Source organism: Labrenzia sp. C1B70, assembly GCF_000475395.1.
GTDB classification, from domain to species: Bacteria; Pseudomonadota; Alphaproteobacteria; order Rhizobiales; family Stappiaceae; genus Roseibium; species Roseibium algicola.
Map to the genome: position 1 here is coordinate 200,128 of NZ_AXCE01000003.1, position 12,580 is coordinate 212,707.

General features: G+C 60.2%; 11 protein-coding genes. 5 read left to right on the top strand and 6 right to left on the bottom strand.

Going from position 1 to position 12,580, the window contains the following annotated elements; translation table 11 throughout:
• Positions 1 to 4: 4 nt before the first annotated feature.
• The 5 genes from dhaL to Q666_RS37790 all read right to left on the bottom strand — a co-directional run bounded on the left by dhaL (position 5) and on the right by Q666_RS37790 (position 7,308).
• Entirely contained in the window at positions 5 to 1,741 is a 1,737-nt protein-coding gene (gene dhaL, locus Q666_RS37770; RefSeq protein ID WP_023001447.1) for a dihydroxyacetone kinase subunit DhaL, read from the bottom strand.
• Between the two features lie 585 nt (positions 1,742 to 2,326).
• Positions 2,327 to 4,708 carry a ferrous iron transport protein B gene (gene feoB, locus Q666_RS37775; RefSeq protein ID WP_081713179.1) on the bottom strand — a complete coding sequence of 794 codons (2,382 nt, stop codon included), beginning with the start codon at positions 4,706 to 4,708 and terminating at the stop codon, positions 2,327 to 2,329.
• Positions 4,708 to 5,076, bottom strand: a complete 369-nt coding sequence (locus tag Q666_RS37780; RefSeq protein ID WP_023001449.1) for a FeoA domain-containing protein — start codon at positions 5,074 to 5,076, stop codon at positions 4,708 to 4,710. Before Q666_RS37780 ends, feoB begins: the two co-directional genes overlap by 1 nt.
• A gap of 139 nt (positions 5,077 to 5,215) precedes the next feature.
• The gene (locus tag Q666_RS37785) at positions 5,216 to 5,797 is read right to left on the bottom strand and encodes a UbiX family flavin prenyltransferase (RefSeq protein WP_023001450.1); all 582 of its coding nucleotides are present in this window, start codon (positions 5,795 to 5,797) and stop codon (positions 5,216 to 5,218) included.
• On the bottom strand, positions 5,794 to 7,308 hold the full coding sequence (locus tag Q666_RS37790) for a UbiD family decarboxylase (protein ID WP_023001451.1): 1,515 nt from the start codon (positions 7,306 to 7,308) through the stop codon (positions 5,794 to 5,796). The genes Q666_RS37785 and Q666_RS37790 overlap by 4 nt, the downstream gene beginning before the upstream one ends.
• Before the next feature lie 149 nt (positions 7,309 to 7,457).
• Here Q666_RS37790 and Q666_RS0132810 point away from each other — a divergent pair, with 149 nt between their 5' ends.
• The 4 genes from Q666_RS0132810 to Q666_RS37805 are packed head-to-tail and all read left to right on the top strand — an operon-like array spanning position 7,458 to position 10,296.
• Positions 7,458 to 8,015 carry an SCP2 sterol-binding domain-containing protein gene (locus Q666_RS0132810; RefSeq protein WP_075281785.1) on the top strand — a complete coding sequence of 186 codons (558 nt, stop codon included), beginning with the start codon at positions 7,458 to 7,460 and terminating at the stop codon, positions 8,013 to 8,015.
• Between the two features lie 20 nt (positions 8,016 to 8,035).
• Positions 8,036 to 9,022, top strand: a complete 987-nt coding sequence (locus tag Q666_RS37795) for a peptidase U32 family protein (RefSeq protein ID WP_031269526.1) — start codon at positions 8,036 to 8,038, stop codon at positions 9,020 to 9,022.
• Between the two features lie 3 nt (positions 9,023 to 9,025).
• Positions 9,026 to 9,937, top strand: a complete 912-nt coding sequence (locus Q666_RS37800) for a U32 family peptidase (protein WP_023001454.1) — start codon at positions 9,026 to 9,028, stop codon at positions 9,935 to 9,937.
• Positions 9,910 to 10,296, top strand: coding sequence for a hypothetical protein (locus Q666_RS37805; RefSeq protein ID WP_023001455.1), 387 nt, complete (start codon positions 9,910 to 9,912; stop codon positions 10,294 to 10,296). Before Q666_RS37800 ends, Q666_RS37805 begins: the two co-directional genes overlap by 28 nt.
• Before the next feature lie 11 nt (positions 10,297 to 10,307).
• Here the strand turns inward: Q666_RS37805 and Q666_RS37810 are convergent, their stop codons facing one another.
• Entirely contained in the window at positions 10,308 to 11,069 is a 762-nt protein-coding gene (locus Q666_RS37810; protein WP_286133844.1) for an NnrU family protein, read from the bottom strand.
• 139 nt (positions 11,070 to 11,208) lie between these two features.
• On the opposite strand from Q666_RS37810, the gene Q666_RS37815 reads away from it, so the two are divergent.
• Entirely contained in the window at positions 11,209 to 12,426 is a 1,218-nt protein-coding gene (locus Q666_RS37815) for an NnrS family protein (protein ID WP_031269528.1), read from the top strand.
• Positions 12,427 to 12,580 lie beyond the last annotated feature (154 nt).

Below are 12,580 nucleotides of genomic sequence, written 5' to 3' on the forward strand. Positions count from 1 at the left end.
CCGTTTAGCCCAGCCTCTTTTCAAGTGAGTCGGCCAGTGCCACCAGGATAAGGCAGCAGGATGTCGCGCCTGCGTCCAGCACACCGCGCGATCGTTCGCCCAGACGGCTGGCACGTCCGATCTTCGCGACCAGATCGATCGTGCTGTCACGTCCCTGTTCTGCGGCCTTGCGCATGGCGGCAAGGGCAGCAACGAACCCTTGCGATTTCGCACCGTCAAAGGCTTCGACCGCCGGAACAAGCGTGTCGATCAGTGTCTTGTCGCCGACCTTTGCCGAGCCGGTCCGGCGAACGCCATCAAGCGCGGCATTGAGAACGGCCGAGAACCCGTCGGCATCGATGGCGGGGCGCCCCTGAACGGTCGTTGCCATTTCCTGGAACATGAAGCCGTACAATGGCCCCATGGATCCGCCGATCTCGCTCATCAGGACATCGGACAGAACGCTCATCGCCTCATCAAGTGAAAGGGACTTGCCGGAAATACGCTCCGCGGCACGACCAAACCCCTTGGCCATGTTGATCCCGTGATCACCATCCCCTATCAGACCGTCGATTTCGGAAAGATAGGCCTTGTTCGCGACGATCACCTCGGCAACTTCCGCCACGATCTCCTGAGATCCCGCAACAGGCACAGAAGGTCCCTCGATGGTGACATCCTTTGCGACGGTGGACCGCGCTTCTTTTCGACTTCCCCGTGACCTGTGGGTCGGAGCGCCTTCGGTAACTTCCGGTGCTTCGACCTTGCCGGTCGACATGCCCGGTGCCTCGGCGGCCATGTCCAGCAACTCTTTCAGCTCACTGTCGAGCGCCATGACCGTCAAGGTCGCACCGATCATTTCCAGGGAGGTGAAGTAGTTGCCGACAAACGCCTTGTGCACACGAATGCCCTGCGCCTGGAGACGTGTCTCGATGCGGTTGTAGAGGACATAAAGCTCGTTCACGGGCGTGGCACCGAGACCCGAAACAAGCACGGCGACTTCCGCTCCGTCCTCAAGTCCGTGATCATCGAGAACGATCTTCAGCATGTCGTCGGCCACGGCATCGGCAGAAGCGAGCTTTTCAACACGAACACCGGGTTCGCCGTGGTGACCTATGCCCACTTCCATCGTACCGGCTTCGATCGAAAAGTTGGGATGACCCACAGCGGGCAAGGTGCAGGGCCCGAGACCCACACCAACGGACCGGCAGGCATCGATTGCCTTTTGCGCGGCCGCCTGCACTTCCGTCAATGACCCTCCGAGCGCAGCCTTCGCTCCGCCGATCTTCCACATGAAGATTTCTCCGGCGACACCCCGGCGCTTTTCCCGCTCGGCAAGCGGAGCAGAGCAGACGTCGTCGTTGGCAACTACCGTAACGACCTCGATGCCGTCGGGAGCCACCATTTCCTTGGCCATTTTCACGTTCATGTTGTCGCCGGCATAATTGCCGTAGAGGACGGCAACACCCTTGCCACCATCGGCGGCGCGGATCGCATCGGCAAAGCTCTTGGCGGTCGGTGAGGAGAACAGCTCGCCAACAGCGGTGGCGTCGACAAGGTTCCGGCCGGTATAGCCGATAAAGGCCGGCTCGTGACCCGATCCACCACCAGTGACGATACCCACACGACCTGGCCGCGGCGCTGTGGTGGACACGACAACACGGTCGTTTTCCGGATCCAGCCGGACAAGGTCGCTATGCGCCCTCACGAAGCCGGCAACGGTCTCGTCCACGAGGTTGTCTGGGTCGTTGATAAATCTCTGCATTCTCTTTCCGCTTGAAAAAACGTCACAGAAGGGCTCAGCCCCGGAAGCCATGCGCGAGACGCCTTTGAACAAAGGTCCGCGCTCGGTCAACCGAAGTTTCCGAGACAAGAGTGACGCTGATTAGCTCCTCCCTGAGCCGCCCTGAACGTGCAGGTCCGGTCTTGATGGGCTCTATGCTTCATCCGTATTTTGTCATTTGTCAAGCAAGAGTCGAATAATATCAAAAATCGACATTTTCCGTGTCGAAACGCTGTCGTCCAGCGACGCTACAGCATTGCAGCCGCAATCCCGGCCAGGGCCGGAACCGCGCTCCCACTACCTAAGGTTTCGGTATCTGCACTTGTTTGGAGAACGAATTTCGATGCCGTCAACTTGACCTGGCTCGGTCCAAATCGACAGAACGGCGGATAGTAACCCATGAATCTAAGGCACTGATCTAAATGAGCATTCAGACATGCCCTTTGGCTGCTCTTATCGATGCAGGGAAGCGAAGGCCTTGCAGATGCTCACAGCGTCGATCGCCCTTCGCCACCCCTCGAACGCCCGACGGCACAAATTGGCACTTTCTAGTTATGAGGGTAAAATTCACCCGGATGCGGAAGGTCGAAAATCTGCCTTGGCCGGACCACTTCTTCCAAGGGTCCGGCTAATGAAGAAGGTCAGTCCGATCAGTCCCGTCATGAGTGCCAGCCAGAATAGGGAGCGTTCAGCGTGGTTGCCGATCTGGCTGAGCTGATAGGCGATCGTGGCACCGGAATAGGCGACAAACGTTGTCCATGCCGCAGCAAAGACGGCCCAACCGGCACCGATCTCCCGAGCAATCGCAGAAAGGGTCGCAACGCAGGGGATGTAGAGCAATACCGCCAGCATGTAGGCAAATGCAGCGCTCTGGCTGCCGAAGTACCTGGACATTTCGGCAAAGACGGCTGGCTGGACGTTCTGTTCGCCTGCGGCGGCTTCGAAACTGGATATGTCACCGACATCCAGTCCAAGCGGATCAAGCAGGGCATCCGCCAGGCCGAGCAGGGATTCGCCCAGGGCAAGCACCGTGGCTTGTGCGGTTTCCATCGGATTGGGAACCACTTCAGCTGTCGTTTCGCCGGAGGCGTAGAGAGCCTGCAGGGTCCCCACCACGGTTTCCTTTGCGAACATGCCGGTGAAAAGACCGACCGCTGCCGGCCAGTTGTCGGCACTGACGCCCATGGGTTCAAGAACGGGCGTAACCTGCCGGGCTGTGAGCGCCAGTATGGAGGTGCCATTGTCCTCATTGCCGAAGCTGCCATCGGGGCCGACGGAATTCAGAAACGACAGCAGCGCAACCACGATCACGATGGTTTTTCCAGCCTCGGCAACAAATTGCCGGATCCGGGCCCAGCAGAGCCGCAGGACCCTGGAAAGTGGTGGCATCTGGTAGATCGGCAGTTCGATTGCCAGAGGCCGGGGTCGCTGCAAGGTCAGCCGGGGAGCCAGCATCCAGCCGGTGAATAGCGCTGCCGCGATGCCGATCAGATAAAGTGCGAAAACGACATTCTGGCCCCCAACCGGGAAGAAAGCAGCGGCGAACAGCGCATAGACCGGAAGGCGCGCCCCGCAGGACATGAAGGGTGCCATCATCGAGGTCAAAATGCGCTCGGCGCGCGTGTCGAGTGTTCGCGTTGCCAGGACCGCCGGAATTGTGCATCCGAAGCCGAGCACGAGCGGCAGGAAGGCGCGGCCCGACAGTCCCAGACGACGCATCACACGGTCCGCGACCACGGCTGCGCGGGTCATGTATCCGCTTTCCTCCAGAAAGATCTGGCACAGGAACAGGAACCCGACCACCGGCACGAAGGTCCCGACCGTCTGAATGCCGGTACCGATCGCGCTGACGGCAATATCGAGAACCGTGCCGGACAGCCCGAGCTGATGGAATACGAGCGCTGGTGTATCGACAAAGGCAGCCTGACCGAGGCCATCGAACAGATCGATGAAAACGCCGGACACATTGATCGTCAGGAAGAACAGGAGATACATCACGCCAAGAAACAGCACCGGGCCGAACCATGGCGAAAGAGCGATCCGGTCGAACCTGTCGGACAGAAATCTGCGACCTGCAGGGGGCGGCATATCTATGCGGCGCGCCAGAAGGGTTGCCTGTGCGAGGGGCGCGTCCGCCAGATACTGGTCGAGCGGCACGCCTTCCACAGGTCCGGCCTCCTCGATCAAACGGTCACGGATTTCAAGAAGGTCTTGTCTCGCGCGTTTTTCCGTCAGCCAATCCCGTTCCATCAACCGGCGCGATGCGGCAACGGTGTTGGCGTTTTCATATTCGGGCCTGCCGTCCAGTACCCGTTGCAACGCCTCCAAGGCATCGCAGACCTTGCCGGGCAAGGATGTCTGCTGAGGAGAGGAAACGTGCTGCCGATCTTGCAGGCAACGTGCAAGCTGGTCATGGAGCTGATCGAGCCCTGAAAGGGTTCTGCCGGAAACGGCAACCACTGGAACATTCAATTGTTCGCTCAGAACCCGCGCGGCTGCGTCCACGGCAGCCGACGTCCAGCAGTCGGCCTTCGTCAGAACCGCCACAACCGGCACGCCGTTTCCACGGGCCTGCAGCAACATGGACAATCCGCGATGCGGCGCGGACAGATCCACTGCAACAATCAGGGAATCGTGCGCTACGTTGACGAGCGCGTCTCTGGCAACCCTTTCATCTATCCGTTCCGCCTGGGGAGCGGACAGGCTCGAGATTCCCGGCAGATCGACGAATTCTACGGTCAGACCCTTGATGACAGCCGTTCCGCTCTTTCGATCGACGGTCACGCCGGGCCAGTTGCCGATCGTTTGCCGGGCGCCGGTGAGCATGTTGAACAGCGTGGACTTGCCCGAATTGGCAGGGCCGAGCAGGAACACCCGGTACTGCGCCGGCGCACAGGGCAGAAGGTCTCGCCGAACGCAACCGGGTGCGGCACAACTGGAACAGCCCATCAGACGTCCCTCCCCCGGAAAACGTGTTCTTGTCCCTGTTTCTTCTGACGATTGCTGTCGCAACCGCAGCCACAGTCACAAGGAGAGAGATGGACCGACAAGGCCAGATCCACGCCGATGGCGGCGCGAATGTCACCACATGCCACGATGCGCGGCCGCAAACCGTTGCCGCGAAGAAGATTGATGACCGTGTCGGGTGCAAGCCCGGCCGCAAGAAGTTCCATGCGCGAGTGGCGTGTCTCGCCCAGGCAGACAACATGATACGCCTTGCCCGGCACGGCATGCGCAAGCGTCAGAACATCCGCGCCATCGGCCGTTGGCGGCGACGTTATTTGTCCACTTTCGGTTTGAAGGATTGGTTCAGACATTGGCAGGGCCCTTCTTGTTCCGAATAAGGGCGTAGCACCGGGAGAACCCGACCCAATTGACCATAGTCAAGTCTGACAGGGGGCCGGTCGCGGCGAAAGATCACAGATCGACCGGCAAAGGGCTGCCGGAGATCTAATTTCAGGCTGGTTCACCAGTCCATCGCCGCAGGCTGTCTCCCGGATCGATCCCCGCCGTTGCGAGCGTGCGGACAGCAATCTGCCGGGTCATTTCCTCTATTGTTGAAAGGCCCAGATAAAACGGAGGCACCGGCGGTGCGACGATCGCACCCATGCGGGTAACCTTGAGCATCGCCTCCAGGTGCCCTTCGTGGAGCGGGGCTTCACGAGCCAGCAGGACAAGCTGCCTGCGTTCCTTTAGCGTGACATCTGCAGCACGCGCCAGCAGTCCCTCCCCCGTGCCGTAGGCGATGGCAGCGAGGCTGCGCATGGAACAGGGCGCGACGATCATGGCATCCATCTGAAAGGAGCCGCTGGATATGGGTGCGGCGACATCCGAAGCGGCATATTCTTGCGTCGCGAGATCGTGGATTTCCCGGCGGGCCGCATCGCCCAACTCAAGCTGTATCGTCCGTTCCGCCGCAGCGCTCACCGTGGTGAAGGTGTCGAGCTTGAGTGCCTTGCACAACCGCAGAATTTCAAGTGCAATTGCCGCACCCGACGCCCCTGAAATGCCGATTACAAGTCGTTTGCGCCGGCTCATGGGTGCACCTCGGCCGCAGGTGTCCGGCACAGCTGCGCGAAGAGGCTGTCAGCTCGCGTTTCCATCTCCGCCGGCATGGTCAGTTTCTCCGCAAACGTACGTGCCGTCTCTGCGCCTGTCTTGATCGTCGCATCAATGCCGAGCTTGCCACCCAGTCCCTCACGCGGACTGGCAAAGTCCAGTTGATCGACCGGTGTTCCGGTCAGGACGAGCAGGTCGCGCTCCGGGTCGGACCGTGTCGCGACAGCCCACATGACATCGTCCCAGTTCCGGATGTCGATGTCCTGATCGACAACGATCGCGTATTTGGTCATCGAGAACTGCGGCAAGAGTGACCAGAAGCCCATCATCGCCCTCCGTGCCTGACCGGGATAGGTCTTGGCGATCTGAAGGACCGCCACTCTGTAGGAGCAGGTCGCAGGGGGCAGATGGACATCGACAATTTCCGGAATGGCCTGTTGCAGCAGCGGGCGGAAGAGACCCGTCATGGCCTCGCCGATAACAGAGGGTTCGTCGGGTGCCCTGCCTGTGAAGGTCGACAGATAGACGCAGTCCCGGCGCATCTTCATGGCCTTCAGCCGGAACACAGGATAATCGGCGGCTTCGTTGTAGTACCCCGTGTGATCGCCGAAAGGTCCTTCCAGCGCCGTCTCTCCCGGCTGGACTTCCCCTTCCAGGACAATCTCGGAACTCGCCGGGACATGAAGATCGATCGTATCGCAGGGAGCAAGCTTTGATGGCGTGCCGTTGAAGATGCCGGCCAGCGCCAGTTCACTCACGTTTGCCGGAGCCGGGATAACAGACGCCAGCAAGGTTGCCGGATCACAGCCGATTACCACGGCAACAGGCATTACCTCGCCTGACTGCTGCCACTGGCGGTAATGCTGGGCACCGCCTCGAAACGGCAGCCAGCGCAGGATTGCCCTGTCCTTGTCCAGCACCTGGATCCGGTAGATGCCGAGATTGTAGCTCCTGGGGTCGTCCCTGCCGGGGCTACGGGTGACGACCATTCCCCAGGTGATCAGTGGTCCCGCATCGCCCGGCCAGCAGGTCTGGACCGGAAGCTGCGAGAGATCCGGCTCAACCCGCTGGAGTTCCTTGGGAACGCCAGTCATCTTCGGCCTTGAATTAAGCCCTGCCTTTGCCATCGGGATCAGGGTGCCAGCCTCCCGCCAGGAAGCAGGCGGCTGCGGACTGCGCAAGCTGGCCAGAAACTGTCCGAGGTCGGGCAGGTTTTCGGGGTGAAGACCCAGTCCGTTCGCAACGCGCTTCGAGGTGCCGAAGAGATTGATCAGAAGGGGTGCGGCAAAACCGCCCCGGTCTGCCCGGACTGGATTGGAAACGAGGACCGCGGGACCGGCACTCCCGATCACCTTCTGATGCAACGCGGTCGCTTCAAGATGAACATCCACGGGGGTGCTCAGGGTCTTCAGATCGTCTTCACGACCCAGAAATTCCAGGAATTTCCGCAAGTCGGGAAAGGGAGGCAGGTCGCGACCGGTCTTTTGCATCGTGGTTCCAGCAAGACATGCGCGTGTGGCAACACGCTGCTCAGAGTGTCCGGCGATATCGGCAGAACGACCGATGCCCGCCTTGATAATTGTCAAGTTGGCAAGGGGCGATGCCGGTCTAGGCTCCGCTCACAGAAAGTGAGATCCGGATGCAAACACACCCCTCTTCGGAAAGCCTGCCACCACTCGTTTCCTCCCTTGTTTCGCCCCTGCCGAAACCTCCAATGGAAGCGCTGTTGTCCACCCTCACGAAACGCCTTGTCGCACGCCGGCCGGATCTGATCCGCAGGCTCGGCGACGTTGTCCAGGTGCCGATCGCGATCGTTCCGGACGATTTGCCCCACGCCTTTCTTCTGTCACTGGATCCGGACAACTCCAGGGTCCGGATCTGTGACAAGAGCCGGATCGGCGATGCCAGGGCGATCGTGCGCGCTCCCTTTCTGGTGCTGCTGGGACTGCTGGACGGTACCTATGATGGCGACGCCCTGTTCTTCAGCCGTGATCTTCGTATCGAAGGCAGGACAGAGCACGTGTTGGCCCTGCGCAACACGCTGGAAGAGGCAGATCTCACCCCGGGCGAATTCTTCGGCCTGAGCGGACAATCGGCCGACTGGGTGAACACCATCAGCGACAAGCTGCTGGGCCAGGTTCGTGCCTTTGCGCAAAAATCCGCCCAGGCTGACTGTTCCCGGCAGAAACTCTCATGAAATCACCTGAAGCAAAGGCGATGGAACTGGTTTGCCCGGCAGGAACGCCTGCCGCGTTACGCGCGGCCGCGGAAGCTGGGGCCGACGCGATCTATTGCGGTTTTGCAAACGAGACCAACGCGCGCAACTTTCCCGGGCTGAACTTCTCGCCGGAAGAGCTGGCGGAGGGTGTTGCCTTTGCCCACCGCAAGGGGTCCAAGGTGCTGGTCGCGATCAACACGTTTGCCCGGGCCGGAGATGTCGGTCTGTGGCGAGAGGCCGTTGATACGGCTGCGCAATGCAGGGCCGACGCCGTCATTGCCGCAGATCTTGCCGTTCTCGATCATGCGGCAAGCAACCATCCTGATCTGAGGCTTCATCTGTCCGTGCAGGCGGCCGCCAACACGCCCGAGGCGATCCGGTTCTATACGGACACTTTCGGGGTGAAGCGCGTCGTCCTGCCCAGGGTGCTGTCGGTGCCTGAAATCGCGAGCCTGAACAAGGAAATCGACGTTGAAACCGAGGTCTTCGTTTTCGGCGGGCTCTGCGTGATGACAGAGGGCAGATGTTCGCTTTCCTCCTACGCCACGGGCAAGTCGCCGAACCTGACCGGTGTGTGTTCGCCGCCGGAACATGTCGACTACACCGAAGACGCCGACGGCAAACTTCAGGCCCGGCTCGGCGGGTTCACAATCGACAGTTTCGAGCAAGGCCAGGCAGCCGGTTATCCGACGCTCTGCAAGGGCCAGTTCACCGCGGAAGGCAAGACCGGCTACCTGTTCGAGGACCCGGTTTCCCTCAATGCCTTCGAGCTTCTCGGAGACCTTTCCAAGGCAGGTGTCACAGCGCTGAAAATCGAAGGTCGCCAACGCGGCAAGGCCTATATCGCGGGCGTCGTCGGCGCGTTTCGAAAGGCTGTCGACAGTCTTTCAGACGGCGGCGACCCCGGCCCGGCCATCGGCGCCTTGAAAGCCTTTTCGGAAGGCGGCCGTCAGACCGCAGGCTCCTACAAGAAAACATGGCGATAAAAGATGCCGGACCATCCGAAAATTGAACTTGCGCTCGGGCCCTGTTTCTTCAACTGGTCTGCAGAGCGGCTTGTCGACTTCTACCGCGGCATCGCCGAGGAAGCGGACATCGACCGCGTGTATCTGGGTGAAGTCGTGTGCGGCAAGCGCATGCCGTTCACCGACGCGATCTGGCCGGACATCATGGAGATGCTGACCAAGGCCGGTAAACAGGTGGTCCTGTCGGGGCTTGCGCAACCCGTCAACAAGCGGGAACGGGAGATCCTGCGGCAGCAGGCCGGTTATGACATGCCGATAGAGATCAACGATCTGTCAATGGTCCCGGGCCGCGCTGGCCAGGAATTCACGGCAGGCCAGTTTCTGAATGTCTACAACGAAGCCAGCCTCAGACTGCTTGCCGACAGAGGAGCCACGGCCTGGTGTCCTCCGGTCGAACTGCCTCTTGTTTCGATCCAGAAAATCGCCGCGCTCGTGCCGGAGGTGGACATTGAACTCTTTGCGTTCGGCAGGCTTCCACTCGCACTCTCGTCCCGTTGCTATCATGCAAGGGCACATGGGCTGCGCAAGGACGCCTGTCAGTTTGTCTGTGATCGCGACCCGGACGGAATGAACATCGCCACACTGGACGATCGCAGGTTCCTGGCGGCAAACGGAATTCAGACCCTGTCGGATGCCGTTCATGTTGCGGGCGTAACCAGCGGACAATTGCAGGCAGCGGGTATCCGCCGGCTACGCCTGTCTCCTCATTCGCTGGACATGGTGAAGGTCGCCGGCACATTCAGGCGTTTTCTGGATGGCGAGCTGACATGTGAAGACTTGAATGCAGAGCTCGCAGGCCAAGGCCTGCCCGGCCCTGTCTGCAACGCCTATCTCGCAGGAGATGCAGGATGGAAGACAGCAACACTCCCGGCCTGAGACCGGACACCGAAGCGCGAAGCGAACAATTTCCGGATGTCATCGAGCAGATCCACCGTGAACTGCAACGCCTGGACATGCCCTGTACGTGCAAGGAACAACTGGACCGGACGATCGTCGCCATAGAAACCTGGAGAACCCTCAAGCTGCAGAGGGACCTGACCGGCAATATCGAGACCGAGTATGCACAGATGGCGTCCGGCATATCCTTTCTGAGCGACCTGTCGCTCCTCAGCGGCAAGCCGCTGTCACCGCAGGAGATGCTCGATCATGCCGAAAGCCTCAAGTTTCTGGCGGATATGGCGGATCGGTGTGCCCGGCGGCTGACGGAACTGGCCAGAATTTCCGGCAAGACCTGAAGACTGCTGCCTTACGGCATCAGCGTTGCCACGGGATCGACACCTGCAAACAAGGGGTGCGCGACAGCCAGGACGATGTAGAGCACAAACCCTGCCGTTGCCCTGATCAGGATTGCTTGCCAGTCGACCGGCGCCACGCTGGACGAACGCTTCATGTCGGCAAGCAGGCAATTCCAGGTATTGCCCATTTCCCTTTGTTTGCGCCGATCGATCAGTTTCATGCCCGCCAGAGAGAAAACCGCAAACGTTCCGAACAGGATGACGTGTGCCAGGTCTCCGTTCGGAACAACATGCGCCACTGACCACAGAAACGCAGCCACCAGGATCGGGTGACGCATCAGGCCGACGATGCCTGGACGCTCGGGATCGAACCGATTGTTGCGCCGCCCGCCGAAGGAAAACGGGTTTGGTGCGCCGATCCCGAAGGCGAGGATCAGGCAGACGGGCAGCATCATCAGTACGGGTACATAGGTCTGCCAGGGCTCCCAGGGCCAAAGCGCAATGTATGGCGCATCACGGGCTGCCACAATCAGCCACCACAGGATCCCCAGTGAAAGCAGCGAATAGCCGAGTGAAAACCCGCGCGGTGAGAGGAAGGCGACCAGAAGCGGACGAAGCGGCGGCCTGACCAGAACCATGTGGGAGGCGAAGAAGACCAGGAAGGCCGCGATAAAATTGAGCCAGTTGAGGCTGAGCATGGCAGGGGCGCTCTCTACAGGAACACGTTTCCGGAACCTCGCAGCTCCGTCGATATACATGACTCTTATAGTCATGAATCCAATCCGACTTGACGATGGTCAAGACACTTGCAGACCCGTCTTGGGATCATGAGCCAAGGGCCCTTCGGCCTGTTTCATATTCAGCTGCATTTGCCGGCCTGCCGGCAGAAACACCCTGAAAGGCAAGCTCATGATGGCAACTCATCGTTTTGGGGCATTGGGCAGCCCTACCCGGATCCCGACAGTGTTGACCGCCGGGTTCAGGTTCTTTTTCCTCTCCGCAGGCATTTTTTCGGTATTTGCCATGCTCGCCTGGACAGTCTGGCTCGGTGTGCACGCCGCCGGAGGCACCTTTATCTCCACACCCATGGCCATGGCACCGCACCTCTGGCACGCGCATGAAATGGTTTTCGGCTATACGGCTGCCGTTATTGCAGGGTTCTTCGTGACAGCGGTGCCCAACTGGACCGGAACGAAGGAAGCCGGTTCGCTGTTTGTCATTGCCAGTGGCACGGTCTGGCTTGCCGGACGGTTTGCGATCTGGTTTTCCAACAGCATCGACCCGGTGATCGTTGCCGCGGTAGACCTTGCGTTTGTCCCGGTCCTCTCCACCGCCGTACTCGGGCGCCTTGCTCGCAAATCCCAGGCCCGGAACATGGTGTTCCTGGCCCTGCTGACGGCTCTCCTCACCGGCAATCTGATGATGCATCTGGAGTGGATCGGCTGGACCGACGACACCGCCCAGGCCGGTGTTCGGATGGGAATATTCACCAGTACGGCCATGATCGCGATTATCGGTGGCCGGGTCGTGCCGGCGTTCACGCGCAACGCCCTGCTTCGGGCGGGCTATCAAGGGTCCCTGCCCGTGTCGCGTGTCTGGCTGGACCGGGCAGGTATCCTGCTTGTGCTGCTGACAGCTCTCGCATTCCTGCCGTTTGTGCCTGAGGTGTTGCGTGGTGGGCTTTGCCTGGCGGCCGGGCTGGTCACGCTATTACGTCTTGCCGGTTGGCAAGGCTGGGCGGCGCGAAGGGAACCGATCCTCTGGATCCTGCATGCCGCGTATCTACTGCTTGGGTCCGGGTACCTGGTTTACGGTGTGACTTTACTGACCGGCGAATACTCCGAAACGGCTGCCCTGCATTTGCTTGCTGCCGGAGCAATCGGCAGCATGACACTTGCAATGATGACGCGCGCCTCGCTCGGTCACGCGGGTTTGCCGTTGAAGGTGTCGAGGCCGATCGTGCTCGCCTATGTGCTTCTGATCGCCGCCGCGTTGGTGCGAAGTTTCGGGCTCAGCGCCCTCGGCTATTTCGAAACCATGCTGCTGTCGGGCAGTTTGTGGATCATGGCCTTCGCTTTGTATGTCGGGGTCTATTTCCCGATCCTGACAACACCTCGAATACGAAAATAACAATATTTATCAAGGCGCTCGCCACAGGTGAGCGCCTTTTTTTCATCTCCTGAAAAATCAATTTCGACACGCTTGACTATCGTCAAGAAGTTCCAGGCCACGAAGGCCGACAACTAGCCCCAAGAGAAAACACACGACTTCTTGGAGCGCGTCT